Below are 18,187 nucleotides of genomic sequence, written 5' to 3' on the forward strand. Positions count from 1 at the left end.
CCCGTCAGCGCAAGGTTTCAAGGCATCACATTGCTTTGCGCCCAGTCGCTTCCAAGGGCAATGGCAATGTCCACTTCGGCATTGGGGTCGTAGCGATTATAGACGCGTGGGTTCTGTAACTGCATTACGCTAACGAGGTAATTCAGAGTATAGGGCTTAGGGCTGTAGAGAAAGATCGTCGTCTGGCTGTAAAGGTTATCGGCGTTGGTTTCCTGCACCACGTTGACCCCCTCGTTGCGCAGAAATTCCGCGGTACGTCCCGCCAATCCGGCCACCGCAGTCCCATTTTGCACGACCACACGCGCATTCTCGGCCTGCATCAGAGCTTTGGGATCCTCAGCCACCGCTGCCGGCCCAACCGCGCCGTTGGTTGAGAATACTTCGTCTCGAATCAAACGGATTTGATCCGGGATAGGGATCAGGATGTCCAACCCATCGGGTGAGGTAGCCATTTCCACCGCATTTGGGCCGATAACGCCGCGCTTGATATTCTCAGGCGGAATCTGCACCGCCAGCCAGGCCAGTTGAATTGCTTCTTGCAAGCTCATATTAGTGCGAATGCCTGACGAGAGTTCGTTATAGAGGATGGGGGCTTTTGCGACCAGTTTGGGAATCTGATCATATTGCAAGATACGGTCACGAATGGCCATGATGACCTCTTGCTGACGGCGGGCGCGATCGAAGTCCCCCCCTTCCGTATAGCGGTTGCGGGCATAAGCCAGCGCCAGGTCGCCACCCACGGAGTAAACCCCGGGTTCTAAGTGTACCTTGGGGCGGTTCCCGGTGGGATAGAGGGTGATGGGTTCTTTTATGCGCAATTTAACCCCGCCAATTTCATCTATGAAGCGTTCGAAGGCGTAGAAGTCAATTTGGGCGTAATAATTGATCGGAACTCCCAGGAACTGGCGCACCGTTTCCACAGCTAACCCCGGCCCACCGCCAGGCAGTTTGTAGGTCTCACCCAAGAAGTAGGCTGTGTTAATCTTGCCGTAATCGAACCCGGGGATATTGACCCACATATCGCGGGGAATGGAGAGCATTCCGGCGGTGCGGGTGAGGGGATCGAGCGTGAGTAGCATCATGGTGTCGGTTCGGGGTGTCTCGCCGGCTTCCCAATCGCGGTAATCCAGACCCATCACCAGTACGGTGACCCGGCTTTTACCATCCCAGGGTTCAGGGGCAGGGCCATTTTCCTGCAGAGGTTGATTCAGAGGAATGTTGGCCGCCGCACCGGGCGTGCCGGCAGCAGTGGGCCCAACCGGCACACCACCCAGGTTGGTCATGGTCCAAGAGCGGAATAGATTGCGCGCCAGAGAAAAAGCTGTCCATCCGGTAACCATGGCCAGGATGATGAACACAATGAGCACAATCAGCGTTAGACGATCAAGGTGGAAACGACGCGGAAAGGTGCGAGTACGCAATTGCGACATAAGGCTTTCTATCCCTTGAGTTGAAATCTACATCCTTATCTTGGGGTGCAAGATGGATGCCAGATCAGACGGGTGGTGGGGGTGGCACCGGTAGGTCATCCACCGCGGTGTTCATCCATTTGCTTCCTTCGTCTATAAGCATGACCGGGATGTCCTCAACAATCGGGTATTTGCGACCACAATCACGGCACACCAGCCATGTCTCACGAACCAGGTCAAGCAACCCCTCACGTTCGCGTACGCAGGCTGGGCAGCGTAAGATGTCTAATAAATCCTGGCTTACCATAACGCCTCCTTACCCAATCTTGGCCTTTATTGTATCACTAATGGCAAGAGGGTGTAAAATTTGCTAGCACCACCCGGGCTAAGCAAGTGGTGATTTTAGGTTCAAAACTTGTTGTGTTGGGGATGACAACGATGCAAGCATTATGGCGTGCCTTCAAAACCCCTTACCCACGGCAGTTTTGGCTGATGTTTGTGGGGATGTTTATCAGCACCGTGGGCTCTAGCATGATTTGGCCATTTCTGATGATCTACATCAGCGAACGTTTACATTTGCCTTTGACTTCAGCGGCGGGTCTGATCACGTTGAATGCGACAGTGGGACTGGGAGCTTCCTTCATTGCCGGCCCGATTGTGGATTATCTGGGCCGCAAGTGGGTCATGGTGATCAGTCTGGTGATGAACGGTATGGGTTATGTGCTGATGAGCCAAGCCCAATCTTATTCGGCCTTTGCCGGGCTGATGGCGCTGCAAGGTTTCTTCAATCCCCTCTACCGGATTGGGGCAGATGCCATGATGGCGGATTTAATCCCGGCCGAGCACCGGGCCGAGGCGTATTCCATGTTGCGGTTGAGCAATAATCTGGGGGTTGCCATTGGACCGGCGGTGGGTGGGTTCATCGCCAGTTTATCCTATAGCATTGCATTCCTCTGCGCCGCGACTGGGATGAGCCTATATGGCCTTTTGATCGCCCTGCGTGCTCGCGAGACCCTACCGCGTCGCCATGGGCGGGAGGCAGCCGGCCGTGAGGCCGTTGACCCGCTACCGCGTGAACGTTTTGGGGGTTATGGGCGGGTGCTCCGCGATCGGGCATTCCTGGCTTTCGTTTTTACCTTTACCCTGACCCAGATTTCTGCTGCGATCCTGTGGGTCTTGCTCTCGGTTTACACCAAACAGAACTTCGGCCTGCCTGAAAGCCGCTATGGCTGGATTCCTACAACGAATGCATTAATGGTGGTTTTCTTCCAGATCCCGGTCACCCTGATCACCAAGCGTTTTGCGCCGTTACCGGTGCTGGCGATAGGATCGCTCTTTTATGCCTCTGCAGTAACCAGCATCGCCTGGGGACGAGATTTCTGGGCCTTTTGGCTCAGCATGGTGGTGATGACGATTGGGGAATTGATCCTGATCCCCACCTCGACCACCTACGTCGCCGGGCGCGCGCCAGAGGATATGCGTGGCCGCTATATGAGCATCTATGGCCTGACCTGGGGCGTGGCGTCTGGGATCGGGCCGGTGCTAGGAGGATTGTTGAACGATCACCTTGGTCCCCAGTATATCTGGTACGGAGGGGGACTGATCGGATTCATGGGGGTTATCCTTTTCCTCGTTCTCAGTCGCGTCAATCCAACCACGTCTCCGGCCCACACAACCACTGAAAGCGCGCCAACACAGGCCGAACCGGAGGCGGTGCTGGAAGGTAAGGGGTAGGGGGAAGGGGGCGTTAATTGAGGTTGTAGGTGGTCGCAATAACCGCTGCCGGTGCCTTTTCGTCCGGGGGCGTGATGGTTGTGCCCGGGACGGAATGTGCCTGTGGCATTGGATATATCAACCGGGCAGCGCGTTCAAAGCGGAAATATTCCCACGCCCAGTTGATGAGCACCACTAGGCGGTTGCGAAAGCCTACCAGTTGCATCAGGTGTACGAAGAGCCAGATGACCCAGGCAATGAACCCTGTGAGGTGAAGGCCGAAGAGCGTTGCAACTGCCTGGTTGCGGCCAATGGTGGCCATGCTGCCCAAATTGCGGTAGCGAAAAGGTTGGAGAGGCTCACCACGCAAGGCATGGAGGATGTTGTGAGCGGCGTGTTCCCCTTGTTGCATCGCGACCGGTGCCATCATGGGTAAGGGTTGGCCGTGTTCGTCTTCCAAGTAGGCGGCGTCGCCGATGATAAAAACGTGCGGATAGCCCGGCGCTTGTAATGTGGGCAGGACGTGCACGCGTTTTTGACTGCCCAACGCCAGGGGTAAGGTCTGGGCTAGTTCGGCGGCCTGCACCCCAGCGGCCCAGATCAAGGTCTGGACAGGAAGGATACGCCCGTCGTTCAGATAGACCCGTTGACCATCGTAGTCTTGCACCTGAGCCTTTAGCCAGACTTCGACCCCTTTTTGGGCCAGTGCACTCTGGGCGGCTTGGCCCAGGTCGGGCGGCAAGTTGCCCAACAGGCGATCGGTGGCCTCTAACAGCACCACGCGGGCCTGACACAGGTTGAGGTCAGGATAGTCCTTACGTAACACCAGACGGATCAACTCGGCTAGCGCTCCGGCGCATTCCACCCCGGTCGGCCCACCCCCTACCACCACAAAGGTCAACATGGCTTGACGTTGGGCAGAATCGGCTGTCTGGGTGGCCAGTTCAAACTGACTCAGGACATGACTACGGATTGCCAGGGCATCATCAAGATCCTTGAGCCCGAACGCATAGCGGTTAAGGTTCGGCATCCCAAACGTGTTGGTAACACTGCCGGTGGCAAGAATGAGATAGTCATAAGGAATTATCCCACCACTGGTCGTCAGCACACGGTTGTTATCCAGATCAATCTGTTGCACCTCGGCCATCACAAAATTCAGGTTCTGCTGGTGGCGAAAGATGCTGCGTAAGGGATACGCGATGTCTTCCGGGGATAAGCCGGCACTGGCGACCTGATAGAGCAACGGCTGAAAGAGGTGGTAATTACGGCGGTCAATAAGTGTGACCCGCACCGGCGCATTGGCTAAAGCCTGTGCGGCACGAAGCCCACCGAAACCGGCACCGACAATCACAATATGAGGGTAAGAAGAATCAGGTTTTCCCATCAGAGCCTCCTGGGCCTGTGATTAGCAAGATTGTGAATTTAATAACTATCACTATTATAGTCTTATTTGTCATAAATACAAGAGGTGAACCTTGTACCAGCAAAGGGGAAAGATCTCCCAAATTACCCTGTCTCGACAGGCTGATCATGGATGTACAAGGCACTTTTGTTTCTTGAGGCCAACATGGGAATTAAGGATGAAAAGGCGTTTTACGCAATTGGTAAAAATGTCCGATTCCGGGGTATACACTGTGAGATCGGAGACCTGCCACGTGATATGGATGCGCTGGTCCGGGTGGTCCAAGGCTTGATCGCGTTTACGTCTTCTGAGCCAGCCATTTCGGTTCGAAGATAGCCGCTGAAGGTAAACGAGAATTGCAGGCGTGCGGAGTAGTGTAAAAATTGGTGCGCATTGGAAAACTGGATGTGCGCCCCCTCATCCAGATCCGTTCACCTGAACGCAGGTCGGTGGGCAACTGGCGCGATTTTTCTCGTTACTTGTGTCGATATTGCGCCATCAAAGGGTACCAGCGCTGGCGCGCCGGCTCTTTGGGCGCTATTGTCTCCCTAGTCAGAGTTGATGGCTTCCAGGCGGGCGATGGATGCGATCACACGCTTGAACCCTACGCTTTCGAAGAATACATCTACGGTTTCCTCGCCGTCTTCCTGGATGCGGCTGTCCACGACCATGCCCTCGCCCCACGTGGGATGCCGCACCCGTTGCCCGGGCCGGTAACGCGGCTGAAGAATGGCGGCATGGGCGGGGGAGGAGGGGGGGCGAACGCTAGGGGTGCGTTCGGCGGTCCAGGTCGTAGAGGTGGCGCGGATTTGGCGAAAACCCTGACGCCGGATGAGTCGTTCATCAATATCTTCCAAAAACCGTGAGGGTTCCTGGGTTTCGTGATATCCAAACGAACTGCGGCGCAAGGCGCGTACCAGGTAGAGGCGGTCTTTGGCCCGGGTCAGGCCAACGTAAAACAAGCGACGTTCCTCGGCCAACTCCTCAGGGTCATCGCGCGAGCGGGTGTGGGGTAGTAGTCCCTCATCCAATCCCACGATGAAGACTTGAGGAAATTCCAGCCCTTTTGCCGCATGCAGGGTGAGCAGAGTGGGGGCATTTTGATCCTGAGGCAGGGTGTCTTGATCCGAGACCAGCGCCAGGTCTTCCAAGAAAGCGCTCAGGCCGCGTTCACGATACTCGAATGCCAATCGGCGCAATTCCTGCACATTCTCCCAGCGATCCTGCCCTTCTTCGCTGCCATCGTTGATATACGGTTCATAAGCGAGATCGGTCAAGATGCGGTCAAAGAGTTCGATTAGCGAGAGGGTTTCGCGCGCCTGATGCCATTTAGCCAGCAGGGCGCCGAAATCAGCCAACACCATGGCACTCCGCCCGGGAAAGCGCGTCCAGTAAGGTGAGTCGTGCCCTTTTTCGCCCAATTCAATAAGCAAACGCCCCGGGGCAAGGTGGGTTTCGCGTGCCAATAACTGCAGCGCCACCAGAGTTTTCTCACCGATGCCCCGTGGGGGAACGTTGATCACACGCAGTAAGCTGATTTCATCCTCAGGGTTTTGGGCCAAACGCAGGAAGGCGATAATGTCTTTGACCTCGCGACGACCGTAGAAGCGCTGTGCCCCCACCAGATGATAAGGGATCCCGGCTCGCAGAAAGGCCTCTTCCAACAGGCGGGATTGGGCGTTGGTGCGGTACATGACCGCAAAGTCGCTCCCCTTGGCTTTTCCGCTCTCGATCCACTGGCGAATGGTATCCACCACGAATGCGGCCTCAGCGAATTCATCCACAGCTTCATACAGAATAATCGGATCACCCCGTCCGCGGTCGGAGAATAGTTTTTTGGGTGTGCGCTGGTGGTTGCGGTTAATCACGCCTTGCGCGGCATCCAACACGGTTTGGGTGGAACGATAATTTTGCTGCAGCAAAATTTTCTGAACGTTAGGAAACTCGGACTCGAAGCGTAATACATTGCGATAATCCGCACCGCGCCAACGATAGATAGACTGATCTTCATCCCCCACGACAAAGACATTTTGGTGCACCGAAGCCAACAGTTTGAGTAACTCGTATTGCACTAGGTTGGTGTCCTGAAACTCATCCACCAGGACATGCTCGAAACGTCCGGCATAACGTTCAAGAATAGGAGGATGATCGCGCAGCAAGCGCACGGTTTCGATCAGTAGATCATCGAAATCTACGGCATTATTGGTGCGTAAAAATTCCTGATAGCGTTGATAGACGCGCTTGACAATTTCATCGCGATAGGTGCGGGGGGTAAACTCTTCCGGGCCGATCAGGTTGTTTTTCGCCATGGAGATGGTGGCATGAATTCCCGCCGGGCGGTAGAGTTTTTCATCCAAGTTGAGAGCCTTAAGCGCCTGGCGCACCAGGGCGATCTGGTCATCGGCATCCATGATGACGAAGTTGTGGTCAAAGGGTAAATGTACAGCTTCGCGCCGTAGGATGCGGGCACAAATCGCGTGAAACGTTCCCAGCCATAGGTATTGAGCTTGCTCTCCCAGCAGTCCTTCCAGGCGGTGCTGCATTTCGCGGGCGGCTTTGTTGGTGAAGGTGACGGCGAGTATGTGATGGGGGTGTACCCCCATGCCCTTAACCAGGTAGGCAATGCGTTGGGTTAGGACGCGCGTTTTGCCTGAGCCCGGTCCGGCCAGGACCAGGATGGGGCCTTCTCCCGCAGTTACAGCGCGGTATTGCTCGGCATTGAGATGTTTCAAGAACTCTAAGGTTGATTCGTCCGGCATAGATTGTCCTATTGGGGCTACCTCTTCCTCTGGGCGAAAGGTGAGGAGGTGCTTAGCATTATAATTCATCTTGGGTTAGAAAATGACACAGGAGGTGGGCCGTGCGGGCGCGACGGGCGCTCTTATATGTTCCAGCCGATGACTGGCGTAAGATTCAAAAAGCGACCACGCTGGGCGTGGATTGTGTATGCCTGGATTTGGAAGATGGGGTCGCGCAGAATCGCAAAGAGGAAGCGCGCCACAACATCGTTCAAGCACTGACCACGCTGGATTTTGGCCGGGCTGAGCGCCTGGTGCGCATCAACGGCTTGGAGAGTGGTTGGGCCGAGGCGGATTTGGCCGCAGTGTTACCGGCTCGACCCGATGGAATAGTGCTACCGAAGGTGCTCGCGGCGGAAGATTTGCGCTGGGTAGAGGCGCACATTCAGGCCGCCGAGCAGCGTGCAGGCTGGCCGCTGGGGACCATAGTTGTGTTGGCGATCATTGAACGAGCGCGTGCGTTTCTGCACCTGCCTGAGATTTGCCAAGTCACGCCTCGCCTGGAGGCACTGATTTTCGGCGCAGAGGATTTAGCGGCTGAATTAGGGGTCAAGCGCACCCGTGAGGGCTGGGAACTTTTTCATGCTCGTAGCACCCTGGTTATGCATGCAGCCGCATTCGGCTTGCAAGCCATAGATTGGGTGACGGTAGACTTCCAGGATGTGGATTGGGTGCGCCAGGAGGCAGAACGCGGTGCGACGTTGGGGTTTAACGGCAAGCAAATAATCCATCCCAATCAGGTATCGCCGGTGCAAGTCGCTTTCACTCCCTCTCCTGAAGAGATTGCATGGGCGCGAGAACTGCTGGCTGCCTTTGAAGCTCATCAAGCCCAGGGCAAAGGGGCGTTTGCCTGGCAAGGGCAGATGGTGGATCGCCCGGTCATCCGCCGCGCCGAGGGCATCCTGGCCCGAGCGCAAGCCGCAGGTGTGCTGGACGGGGTGGATTAAGGCACGCTGATCACAATCAGAGAGATATTGTCATGACCGCCGCGCTGATTGGCCAGGTCAACCAGCAACCTGGTTGCGCTTTCCGACGGCCGATGGGTAAGCAGGTAAGCCATTTCTTCATCTTCCACTAAGTCACTCAAACCATCGCTGCACAAGAGCACAACATCTCCCGACTCCAGAAGGAGTCCCTGGTTGGCATGGGATTGCTGATCGCTTTCCTGAGCGGAAAGGCGTAAGCGTACGTCAACCTCGGGCGGATTAGCCGAACCAAGAAATTGGCGAATCATATGCGCCTGAGGATGATGGATTGCCTCTTCGCGGGTGATCCAACCATTATCCAGTGCCTCTTGCACCCACGTGTGATCAACGCTTAAGCGATAGGGGTGTCCATCGCGAATCAGATACACCCGAGAATCGCCCACGTTGGCAATATAGAGATGCTTCTCTTGAATTAAGGCGCAGGTGCAGGTGGCGCCCATTCCGTTCTGATCAGGATTGCGTTGTCCTTGGGTATAAATGATCTGACTGGCGTAGCGCAGGGCTTCAACCAAAAGCGGGATTGGTGGGAGAGTGTCTCCATGTTCGATCACGAATTCCTCGACCTTGGTCACCGCCAGTTCGGCTGCCACCTCGCCCGCTTGGTGCCCACCCATACCGTCTGCCAGCACTGCCAGCAGGAAAGGTTGCTCAGGGGTATGCGTCCTGGCCAGCCCGCTGACCCGTAGACGATCTTCGTTATTCTGGCGCTGACGCCCGCGATCCGAAAGGGTTACCACCGGAAGGTGCGGGTGAGGCAGGCGAATCATGGCATTTCCTCGTAAGGATGTAACGTAGGATAAGGTTGGGAGCTGGAAGTGGCGTTCTCAAAACGCAGCGCCACACTCCCGATGTGGATGATATCTCCGTGAACCAGCCACGCTCCCCCTGGGGAAAGCGGCGCGCCGTTTAGCCAGGTGCCGGCGATTGTACCGGCATCGGTCAGTCGGTAACCCTCCGGACCGAAAGTGAGATGGGCGTGTATGCCTTCCACACTGGGATGGGGAATCCATACGGTTGCGCGTTGGCGATCGCTGCCCAAAGTGACTTCTGTCTGATGCAAGGGATAGAAGCGTTTTTCAGTAGGGGGCACGGCTGTCTCATCACGAAGGAAGAAGAACGACACTTCATTTGGATTCAACCACACCAGCCAGGCTGAAGCCGTCGCAGGGGGTGCAGCAAGGGGGGATAGAGTCATTAAAGACGAAGAAGCGGCGGGTGGGGCAGTTTTGCTGTGCTGCCTAGCGGTCCAACGTGCATAAAGGGGCTGGGTCAGGCGGCGGTAGGCACGCCAACGCCAGAGGAAAAGCCCCAAAGTCGCTGCGCTCAGGAGAACTACCCAGAAGGGGATGACTTCCGGTGAGGAGAGACGCTGCCAGGTTTGTTCGAGAGGGCTACGCGGGGGTTCGGCCACGATCACCTCGATGGGCCAGTCCTGACTCTGTCCCTTGAGGCCGAGGCTGTCCGCGACCTCAATCCGAACGCGATAGCGCCCGTTGGTGGTGATCTCTTCAAGTGGCCATTCTAGGACCTCAAATGGGGGCTCTAAACGTTCGGTTACCAGTGTGTCATTGATGAAGAGTCGAGCGGCGCGGAGGGGACGGGGGTGTTGGTCGGGGAATTCGGTGATGAAGGAAAAAGCGTACGTTGAGGGCGCGAGATGACGTCCGGGTTGTTCTGAACGGCTTTCCCAGGTGCGCGTGATCTGGGCTGGGGGTGACAAGAAGATTGGATTCGGAGGGAGCACGGTAAGATCGAACGATACGGGTTCCGATTCTACCGTCATCCCTTCGTGGTTGAGGCGCACGCTAAGCGCATGGGTGCCGCTGGTCGTGAGGCCAGAGAGATAAGTCAAGCGGTACCTATAGCGCAACGGTTGTAGTATGGGCTCGGGGTCGGGCAAGGGCTCCGGCCCGCTGAAAAGGGTGAACTGGCCACCGCTTTGGACGGCCAAGTCGTTCAGCGCGGTGTAGTTTTGCGGCAGGCGGGTCGGCGCACGAGCATGGGCAATCATCCAAACGTGGATGGGCACACCCAGGGTTTGTGCGCGCTGGCCCAGATCAGCCAGGGCTGGTAACGCTGTCGCGGGTAACGGGGCGGTGAGGAAGAAAATGATTGGGTGTTGGGAGCTATCTGAATCAGTGGTGGCAGCCAGGTCGAGCGCACGTACTAACCCATTGAGAGAGCTCACTTCGCGTTGCAGGTCGGGGCGGGCAGATTCCAGCCAGTCAGCCCAGCGGGCCGGGTCATTGCTGCGCACCAATTGCAGCCCACTGTTGGTAATCAAGCTGAGGCGGTCGCTGGTGGGGGTAGGTTGTGCCTGCGCCCAGGCCAACCAGTGCTGGCGCAGATATTGGAAGCGGGAGCGCTGGGCGTAGGCAACGCTCCACTCCGGACCGTAATTAAAGACCAGGATGAGGTGGACGCCGGGGCTAAGGGAAGTCAGACTCAGAAGGGGGCGTGGTTGATTGTTTTCCAGGATGGTGATATTTTCCGGGTTTAGGTTCTGGATAAACTGTCCGTTGGTATCATAAGCCTCAACATAGAGGCTTATGGTGGGAAATGCGGAACGATCCACCTGGCGAATGAGGACGCGATCCGCCACCTGAGCCTTGGTACGGCTAAGTGGGCTCATCAGTGAGAGCGTGGTGGCGATTGCCAGGCTAATGAAAGGCAACCACCGAGACCTAGACTGGCAAAAAAGGGGAAGGGCCATCAGGGATTTTTGGAGTGTAAATTCGGGGGCTTATTCCCATTCAATGGTTGCGGGAGGCTTACTGGTAATATCATACACGACGCGGTTGATCCCGTCCACTTCGTTGACGATACGATTAGCGACCCGTTCGAGCAGGTCTGCGGGCAAACGGGCCCAGTGAGCAGTCATGAAATCTTGGGTGGTCACAGCGCGTAAGGCAACCACGTCCTGGTAGGTGCGTTGGTCACCCATAACGCCGACCGATTGCACCGGGAGAAGCACCGCAAAGGCCTGTGCGACTGCGGCGGATTCGTCCTCACCCAGGCGCCGCTGCAACAACCCGGCGCGTTCCAATTCAGTGGTGAAAATCGCGTCGGCCGCGCGCAGACGGGCCAAACGCTCGGCGGTGATTTCACCCAAACAGCGCACCGCCAAACCCGGTCCGGGGAAGGGCTGACGCCACACCATCGCTGAGGGCAATCCTAACGCTTCGCCAATGCGGCGGACTTCATCTTTAAACAAATAGCGCAGGGGTTCTACCAATTCGAAATTGAGATCAGGGGGCAGGCCACCGACGTTGTGGTGGGTCTTGATACGCTGGGCGTGGGCGCGGTCGGGAGCGCGAGACTCGACCACATCGGGGTAGATGGTGCCCTGCACCAGGAAGCGAATCGTCCCTAAGCGGCGTGCTTCCCGTTCAAAAACGCGGATGAACGTCTCGCCGATGATGCGCCGTTTTTCCTCGGGGTCGGTGATCCCTTTTAGTGCCTTGAGAAAGGTCTCGGCAGCGTCTACCACGATCAGATTGGCGCCCAAGGTGTGGCGAAACGCCGTCTCGACCTGCTCGCGTTCCCCCTGACGAAGCAGACCGGTATCCACAAAAACGGCGATCAATCGGTCACCGATGGCACGTTGCACCAACGCGGCAGCCACGCTGGAATCCACGCCGCCGCTGACCGCGGCCAAGGCGCGCTCATGGCCAACCTGGGCGCGAATGCGCTCAACGGCCTGAGAGATGATGGACTCGGGGGTCCAATCGGGGGTGGCGCCGCAAATATCCACGACAAAGCGGCGCAAAATCTCTCTACCGCCGGGCGTGTGATGAACCTCCGGGTGAAACTGCACGCCATAGTAGCGGCGATCCAGGTCACCCATGGCGGCGATAGGACTATTTGGACTGCACGCCAGGGTATTGAACCCCGGCGGCAGGGTTTCGATCCGATCACCGTGCGACATCCAGACGCGCTGCCGCCCGGGCGGGAGCAGCGGGTTGGGAAGGACGGTTTCGATCTCGGCTGGGCCGTATTCGCGTTCGGGAGCTGGAGCGACGTTTCCTCCAAGGGCATGGGCAAGCGCCTGCATCCCGTAGCAGATACCCAAGATGGGGCGTCCTGATGCCAGGACATAGGCCGGGATTTGAGGGGCGCCAGGGGCATAGACTGAGGCCGGACCTCCCGATAGAATGAAGCCCGCAGGTTGCAACGCCATGACCTCTTCGGCGGGGGCGTCCCACGGAAAGAGTTCGCAATACACCTGCAATTCACGCACCCGTCGGGCGATCAGTTGGGTGTATTGAGAACCAAAATCGAGGATGGCGATACTGGTACTCATGGTGCAAGAAGGATTTGTCCGTTTTCCATAGACGTGATGACGGCCAGCGACTCGATGGGCACTCCTAGGTGTTCTAGGGCTTTGCGACCGCCCTCAAACGTTTTTTCAATCAGGGTGCCGATCCCGACCACGGTGGCGCCGGCGGCTTCGGTCAAGCGCACCAAGCCCAGGATGGTTTGGCCGGTAGCAAGAAAGTCGTCAATGATCAGTACCCGCTCGCCCGGCTTAAGGTATTCTGGCGAAACGATCAGTTCAACCATCTGCCCTTTGGTGTGGGAGGGGGCAATGGTCAGGTAAACCTGATTGGGCATCGTGATGGGCTTGCTTTTGCGTGCATAGACCACCGGTATCCCCAGGTGCATAGCGGTGGTCAGGGCAGGTGCGATCCCTGAAATCTCGGCGGTGAGCACCCGGGTGGGCCGCACGTGGGCAAAACGCCGTGCCAGTTCGGCGCCACAGGCATCCATGAGTTGGGGATCCACCTGGTGATTGATGAAATTATCTACTTTGAGAATGCCACCCCCCAAATTCTTACCCTCTTTGAGGATGCGTTCTTTCAGGGCTTGCATGCCGTCCCCTCCTGAAATGGTGATTGTGTGGACATTTTAAGATGAAACCGCGTACCTGGGTAGGGGTTACGTTTAAGCGAGTATGACATTCGTCACTAATTTTGTCTGACATATTGACTCAGTCCATGTTTTTCTTATAATGAAATTGTCCCCCGGTGTTCTTCCCAAGCCGACACAATGCTACAAGTTGGAGTATAACGTGCTAAGGTATTTTATCCGCAGAGCGTTGGCTCTGGTACCGGTATTTTTCATCATGACCGTGATCGTCTTTTTGTTGATCCGTATGGTGCCGGGCGATCCGGTGGATGTCATGTATGGTGCTGAGGGCTTGGACCCGGCGCGGCGGGCAGCCCTGGAACGCAGCCTGGGGTTAGATTAACCTCTGGTGGTGCAATACGTCAAATGGTTGGGGCGGGCCCTGAGCGGCGACCTAGGTCGCTCGTATCGGGCGCAGATGCCGGTCCTCGATCTGATTTTGCAACGGTTGCCAGCGACGCTTTACCTCTCGCTGGCAGCGTTGTTATTCTCCGTCGTCCTGGCGATTCCTTTGGGAATTATCTCGGCGGTAAAACGTAATTCCTGGGCCGATTTGGGAGCGATTGGTTTTGCCATCCTGGGCATTTCTCTGCCGCAGTTCTGGTCAGGTATCATGTTGGTTCTGCTGTTCGCGATTGTGTTGGGATGGTTGCCCTCCATTGGATATGTGCCACCCCAGGAAGGCGTGGGGAAGTTTGTGCGTCATCTCATCTTACCGGCGATTACGTTGGGTTGGTCGTTGGCCGGTACAACTACCCGCCTGACCCGCTCCAGCCTGTTGGAAGAACTGGGCAAGGACTACGTGCGCACAGCGCGGGGCATGGGTTTGCCGGAACGTAAGGTGCTGTGGGAACATGCCTTACGCAATGCGCTTATTCCCACGGTCACAATGATCGGCTTGCAACTGGCTTTTCTCATCGGCGGGGCGGTAGTGGTGGAGACTGTGTTTGCCTGGCCTGGCATTGGACTGCTGGTTGTGGATAGCATTTTCGCCCGCGATTACCCGGTCGTTCAGGGGGTGATTTTAGCGGTGGCCGTCATGGTGGTCCTGGTCAACCTGGTGGTAGATTTCGTTTACACCCTCATAGACCCGCGTATTCGCTTGGAGTAAAGAGCCATGCGAGGCTCTGCTCAAAAATCTGAACTAAGGAGAAGGAGGCCGAAATGAAACAAAAATATCTGAAGTGGTTCACCCTGATGGTGGCGCTGGTGTTGATGCTCAGCGCCTGCCAGCCGGCGGCGACCCCCGCGCCCACCACACCCCCCGAACAACCGCCTGCTACCCTGCCCCCAACCACACCACCCCAAGAAGCCGCAACAACCGAAGCCCCGGCGGCAGGACCAAAGTATGGTGGCGTTATCACCTTTGCAATGAAGGAAGACGTCACCACGCTTGACCCGCTCAAAGCGATTCAGTACGGGGATATCCGCTTGAATGGTCTGGTGGTGCAGCAGTTGGTGGCGGCAGATCGCACCGGCAAGTTCGTCGGCGTCCTGGCCGAACGGTGGGAAACATCGCCGGATGGTAAGGAGTGGACTTTCCACCTGCGTCCAGGGGTCAAATTCCACAACGGAGCCGATTTGACCGCGGAGGATGTAAAGTGGATCTTTGATCGCATCCTGGATGAAAAATCCGGCGCGGCACTGCGCAGCACCTTTGTCAATATTGGCCTGAAGTCTGAGGTCATTGACCCACTCACCATTAAAGTAACCATCGAGAAAGGTGCTGGGCCGTTCCTCTCCTATTTGGCTTTGCTCAACCGTGCCGGCATTATCCACCGCGATAGTTATGATGCTGAAGGCAATGTGACCAAACTGATTGGTACTGGTCCGTTCATGCTCGATTCCTACAAACCTGGCGAGTCTTACACCCTCAAGCGCTTTGATCAATACTGGAAGCAGGGCGAGCCTTACCTGGACGGTGTAGTGCTCAAAGTCATTACCGATCCGGTGGTACGCCTGAATGCCTTGCGCACCGGCGAGGTGGATATGACCGAGGAATTGCCATTGGCGGACGTTAAGCGCCTGCTAGAGAACCCCGATCCGAACTTTACGGTTGTTGTGTATTACTTCAACTCCGGGGCACGCTTGGTCATGAATCACACCCGCCCGCCATTCAACGATCTCAACGCGCGCATGGCGGTGCAGTACGCTTTTGACCGCGAGGCCTACAATGAGGCGGTTTATTTCGGCCTCGGCCAGGTGCACAACCAGCCTTTTGTGCCCGAGGACACGTGGTATCTGGATGTACCGATGATCAAGCCGGATTTGCAGAAGGCGAAGGAATACTTCCAGAAGGCCGGGCTGAAAGAGGGTACCGAGATCACCATGTTATTGATGCCCAACCAGAAGGATGCTGCCGAGATCATTGACGCCATGCTCTCGCAGGTGGGCTTCAAGGTGAAGTTTGACATTGTGGATGCGGCGGCCTGGAATGCCCGTGGTAAGGCTCTGGATTACGACTTGTTGATGGGTACGATGACCGGCATCTTCGATCCGGATCGTCCTTACGGCTACTTGACCCCCAAGAGCAGCGGCAACTGGCTGGTGGGTGGTTACAGCAATCCCAAGATGGATGAACTGCTTGAGAAGGGCATCTCAGAGACCGATGTCGCCAAGCGTAAAGAAATCTACAAGCAGGTCCTGCAATTGGTTCAGGAGGATGCCGCGACCATATATGTGTTGGGCTTACCCTGGGTAGAGGGTTGGCGTAACTACGTCAAGGGTTATCGCCCGGGCAACGCCCCAATGTTGATGATGATGGACGCGTCGGAAGGCTTAAACACAGCTTGGTTGGATAAATGACAGTTATTCTGCCGGGGGCGCCCGATAATGAGTGGGCGCCCCCGGATCTACCGGCAGATCTATGACCACGATTCAAGCCCGAGTAACTGCTTCATTAGAACCCGCGTTGAGGGAACGTCGCCTCAGCGAACGGGTGTTCTTCCGCTTGTTGCGTCACCGCTTGGCGCTGGTGGGCATTATCCTGACGGTCATCATTGTGATCATGGCCATCTTTGCTGAGGTCATTGCGCCCTATGACCCATTGGAGATACACTTGAAAGAACGTCTGCAGCCCCCCAGCGCTGCGCACATTATGGGCACGGATCATTTAGGACGGGATATTTTCTCGCGGGTGGTCTACGGCGCGCGCATTTCCCTTCAGGTTGGGGTAGTCTCGGTGGCGTTGGGAACCATTGTGGGGTTGTTCGTGGGTATGGCAGCAGGATACCTCGGCCGCTCGGTGGATACCGTGCTGATGAGCATTATGGATGCCATCTATGCCTTCCCTGCCATCCTGCTGGCGCTGGCGCTGGTTGCGGCGTTTGGCCAGGGGTTGGTCACCGTCATGACTGCGATTGCCATTGTGCGCATCCCCATCTTCGCCCGCACTGTGCGTTCTTCGATTTTGTCCGAGAAAGAGAAAGAATATGTGGAGGCGGCGCGTTGCATTGGTCAGCGGGAGTGGCTGATCCTCTTCCGCCATATTTTGCCCAATATCCTGGCTCCGCTGATTGTGGTGACCACCACCTATTTTGCGGCGGCCATTGTGGTGGAAGCCTCGCTGAGTTTCCTGGGCTTAGGCGTGCCACCCCCGGCGGCAAGTTGGGGCGTGATGCTTAATGATGGGCGCAAATACATGGAACAGGCGCCGTATGTGGTCATTTATCCGGGGTTGGCGATTTCGTTGGCGGTGTTGGGGTTCAACCTATTGGGGGATGGGCTGCGGGATGTGCTCGACCCGCGCCTACGAAATGTAACATGAGGCAGACCCTTCCTCTGGAAACAGCCAGCAGTGAAGCCTTGCGGCTGCTGGTAGACTTGGTGCACTTGCCCGCTTTCTCAGGCGCCGAGAAGGCGGCGGCGGATTATGTGCAGGCTCAAATGATCCACCTTGGGTTTGACGCGGTTGAGCGTGATCCCCTGGGAAATGTGATCGGGTTGTGGCGGGGCGAGCAGCCTGGACCCACTTTGATGCTGGATTCACACCTGGATGTGGTCACAGCAGGCGATGAAAGTGCCTGGCACTACCCGCCTTTTAGTGGCACGGTGGCTGATGGACGGGTGTGGGGACGCGGCGCAGCCGATACCCACGCCTCATTGGCCGCTATGTTGGCGGCAGTGGCTTCGATTCCACGGGACGAATTGCGTGGTCAAGCAGTATTGGCGGCGACGGTTTTAGAGGAAAGCCTCACGGCACGGGCGGTGGAGGATCTGCTTGTGCTTTACCGACCTGAAATTTTTATCACCGGCGAGCCCACCGGCTTACGCCTGGCGGTTGCTCAAAAGGGGCGGGCCACGTTGGAAATTCGCACCCAGGGGCGCGCCGCCCATACCTCTCACCCTCAGCGGGGGGAGAATGCCATTAAGCGCATGATGGCAGTCCTGGCGCGACTTGAGGCTCTGCCGCGTCGGTGCGATGATGATTTAGGGGAAGAAATTTTTGAAGTGACCGATATCTGCTCCGAGCCTTTTCCCAATCTCAGCCTGGTGCCACCAGCGTGCCAGGCACACCTTGTAGCACGCTTGTTGCCAGGTGAGACGGTGGCGTCTCTGCTCGAACGTATAAGGCAAGCGCTGGTAGGCTTACCGGGGGTTGAGGTAAGCCTGGCGATCCTTCGCCAAATGTGTTACACCGGTCGGGTTTTGGAAGGGTTGGATTTCCTTCCTGCCTGGAAGGTGTTGCCTGATAATCCGTGGCGGGTGCGCATATTAGACGGTTTGAGGTCGCGGGGATTACCGGCAGAAACAATGTGCGCTGGCTTTGGCACCAATGCTTCAGCAGCGGCAGAGCAAGGCATTACGGCGTTCATTTACGGGCCGGGAGATTTAGCACAGGCGCACATTGTGGATGAATGGGTGGCGGTGAATCAAGTGGAACAGGCGGTTGAGGGCTATCGGGCGCTAGTTCTGGCCTGCTTGGGGTGAAAAAAGGTGACCGGGGAAAGGTCACCTTTTGATCGCAGGGGT

General features: G+C 56.7%; 15 protein-coding genes. 7 read left to right on the plus strand and 8 right to left on the minus strand.

Annotated features, from left to right (window positions below; genetic code table 11):
- Positions 1 to 17: 17 nt before the first annotated feature.
- A complete protein-coding gene (locus tag AC01YT_RS05075) occupies positions 18 to 1,430 on the minus strand; it encodes an LCP family protein (protein WP_476673285.1) in 1,413 nt (470 codons plus the stop codon).
- A gap of 64 nt (positions 1,431 to 1,494) precedes the next feature.
- Positions 1,495 to 1,716, minus strand: a complete 222-nt coding sequence (locus AC01YT_RS05080) for a Trm112 family protein (protein ID WP_476673287.1) — start codon at positions 1,714 to 1,716, stop codon at positions 1,495 to 1,497.
- 131 nt (positions 1,717 to 1,847) lie between these two features.
- Here AC01YT_RS05080 and AC01YT_RS05085 point away from each other — a divergent pair, with 131 nt between their 5' ends.
- Positions 1,848 to 3,143 carry an MDR family MFS transporter gene (locus AC01YT_RS05085; RefSeq protein ID WP_476673289.1) on the plus strand — a complete coding sequence of 432 codons (1,296 nt, stop codon included), beginning with the start codon at positions 1,848 to 1,850 and terminating at the stop codon, positions 3,141 to 3,143.
- A gap of 13 nt (positions 3,144 to 3,156) precedes the next feature.
- On the opposite strand, the gene AC01YT_RS05090 is transcribed toward AC01YT_RS05085, so the two are convergent.
- Both AC01YT_RS05090 and AC01YT_RS05095 read right to left on the minus strand, forming a co-directional pair.
- Positions 3,157 to 4,506, minus strand: coding sequence for an NAD(P)/FAD-dependent oxidoreductase (locus AC01YT_RS05090; RefSeq protein ID WP_476673291.1), 1,350 nt, complete (start codon positions 4,504 to 4,506; stop codon positions 3,157 to 3,159).
- Positions 4,507 to 5,072: 566 nt separating this feature from the next.
- The gene (locus AC01YT_RS05095; protein WP_476673293.1) at positions 5,073 to 7,283 is read right to left on the minus strand and encodes an ATP-dependent helicase; all 2,211 of its coding nucleotides are present in this window, start codon (positions 7,281 to 7,283) and stop codon (positions 5,073 to 5,075) included.
- A 101-nt stretch (positions 7,284 to 7,384) separates the two neighbouring features.
- On the opposite strand from AC01YT_RS05095, the gene AC01YT_RS05100 reads away from it, so the two are divergent.
- On the plus strand, positions 7,385 to 8,269 hold the full coding sequence (locus AC01YT_RS05100; protein WP_476673295.1) for an HpcH/HpaI aldolase/citrate lyase family protein: 885 nt from the start codon (positions 7,385 to 7,387) through the stop codon (positions 8,267 to 8,269).
- Here the strand turns inward: AC01YT_RS05100 and AC01YT_RS05105 are convergent.
- The 4 genes from AC01YT_RS05105 to xpt form a co-directional block, all read right to left on the minus strand.
- Complete coding sequence (locus AC01YT_RS05105; RefSeq protein WP_476673297.1) at positions 8,266 to 9,075, minus strand: protein phosphatase 2C domain-containing protein; 810 nt, start codon at positions 9,073 to 9,075, stop codon at positions 8,266 to 8,268. The genes AC01YT_RS05100 and AC01YT_RS05105 overlap by 4 nt on opposite strands.
- A complete protein-coding gene (locus AC01YT_RS05110) occupies positions 9,072 to 10,982 on the minus strand; it encodes an FHA domain-containing protein (RefSeq protein WP_476673299.1) in 1,911 nt (636 codons plus the stop codon). The genes AC01YT_RS05105 and AC01YT_RS05110 overlap by 4 nt, the downstream gene beginning before the upstream one ends.
- Positions 10,983 to 11,051: 69 nt before the next feature.
- A complete protein-coding gene (guaA, locus tag AC01YT_RS05115) occupies positions 11,052 to 12,611 on the minus strand; it encodes a glutamine-hydrolyzing GMP synthase (protein ID WP_476673301.1) in 1,560 nt (519 codons plus the stop codon).
- Positions 12,608 to 13,180, minus strand: coding sequence for a xanthine phosphoribosyltransferase (gene xpt / locus AC01YT_RS05120; protein ID WP_476673303.1), 573 nt, complete (start codon positions 13,178 to 13,180; stop codon positions 12,608 to 12,610). Before xpt ends, guaA begins: the two co-directional genes overlap by 4 nt.
- A 199-nt stretch (positions 13,181 to 13,379) precedes the next feature.
- On the opposite strand from xpt, the gene AC01YT_RS05125 reads away from it, so the two are divergent.
- The 5 genes from AC01YT_RS05125 to AC01YT_RS05145 all read left to right on the plus strand — a co-directional run bounded on the left by AC01YT_RS05125 (position 13,380) and on the right by AC01YT_RS05145 (position 18,145).
- Positions 13,380 to 13,559 carry a hypothetical protein gene (locus AC01YT_RS05125; protein ID WP_476673305.1) on the plus strand — a complete coding sequence of 60 codons (180 nt, stop codon included), beginning with the start codon at positions 13,380 to 13,382 and terminating at the stop codon, positions 13,557 to 13,559.
- Positions 13,560 to 13,565: 6 nt separating this feature from the next.
- A complete protein-coding gene (locus AC01YT_RS05130) occupies positions 13,566 to 14,327 on the plus strand; it encodes an ABC transporter permease (RefSeq protein WP_476673307.1) in 762 nt (253 codons plus the stop codon).
- 53 nt (positions 14,328 to 14,380) lie between these two features.
- Positions 14,381 to 16,021, plus strand: a complete 1,641-nt coding sequence (locus AC01YT_RS05135) for an ABC transporter substrate-binding protein (RefSeq protein ID WP_476673309.1) — start codon at positions 14,381 to 14,383, stop codon at positions 16,019 to 16,021.
- A 61-nt stretch (positions 16,022 to 16,082) separates the two neighbouring features.
- Complete coding sequence (locus AC01YT_RS05140; protein ID WP_476673311.1) at positions 16,083 to 16,982, plus strand: ABC transporter permease; 900 nt, start codon at positions 16,083 to 16,085, stop codon at positions 16,980 to 16,982.
- On the plus strand, positions 16,979 to 18,145 hold the full coding sequence (locus AC01YT_RS05145; RefSeq protein ID WP_476673313.1) for a M20/M25/M40 family metallo-hydrolase: 1,167 nt from the start codon (positions 16,979 to 16,981) through the stop codon (positions 18,143 to 18,145). The genes AC01YT_RS05140 and AC01YT_RS05145 overlap by 4 nt, the downstream gene beginning before the upstream one ends.
- Positions 18,146 to 18,187 lie beyond the last annotated feature (42 nt).

This window comes from Thermanaerothrix sp., from assembly GCF_056331585.1.

Excerpts from the sequence above, each read along its gene's own strand:
- AC01YT_RS05075 (WP_476673285.1), bottom strand. The coding sequence starts at position 1,430 with ATGTCGCAATTGCGTACTCGCACCTTTCCGCGTCGTTTCCACCTTGAT.
- AC01YT_RS05080 (WP_476673287.1), bottom strand. The coding sequence starts at position 1,716 with ATGGTAAGCCAGGATTTATTAGACATCTTACGCTGCCCAGCCTGCGTA.
- AC01YT_RS05085 (WP_476673289.1), top strand. The coding sequence starts at position 1,848 with ATGCAAGCATTATGGCGTGCCTTCAAAACCCCTTACCCACGGCAGTTT.
- AC01YT_RS05090 (WP_476673291.1), bottom strand. The coding sequence starts at position 4,506 with ATGGGAAAACCTGATTCTTCTTACCCTCATATTGTGATTGTCGGTGCC.
- AC01YT_RS05095 (WP_476673293.1), bottom strand. The coding sequence starts at position 7,283 with ATGCCGGACGAATCAACCTTAGAGTTCTTGAAACATCTCAATGCCGAG.
- AC01YT_RS05105 (WP_476673297.1), bottom strand. The coding sequence starts at position 9,075 with ATGATTCGCCTGCCTCACCCGCACCTTCCGGTGGTAACCCTTTCGGAT.
- guaA (WP_476673301.1), bottom strand. The coding sequence starts at position 12,611 with ATGAGTACCAGTATCGCCATCCTCGATTTTGGTTCTCAATACACCCAA.
- xpt (WP_476673303.1), bottom strand. The coding sequence starts at position 13,180 with ATGCAAGCCCTGAAAGAACGCATCCTCAAAGAGGGTAAGAATTTGGGG.
- AC01YT_RS05135 (WP_476673309.1), top strand. The coding sequence starts at position 14,381 with ATGAAACAAAAATATCTGAAGTGGTTCACCCTGATGGTGGCGCTGGTG.
- AC01YT_RS05140 (WP_476673311.1), top strand. The coding sequence starts at position 16,083 with ATGACCACGATTCAAGCCCGAGTAACTGCTTCATTAGAACCCGCGTTG.
- AC01YT_RS05145 (WP_476673313.1), top strand. The coding sequence starts at position 16,979 with ATGAGGCAGACCCTTCCTCTGGAAACAGCCAGCAGTGAAGCCTTGCGG.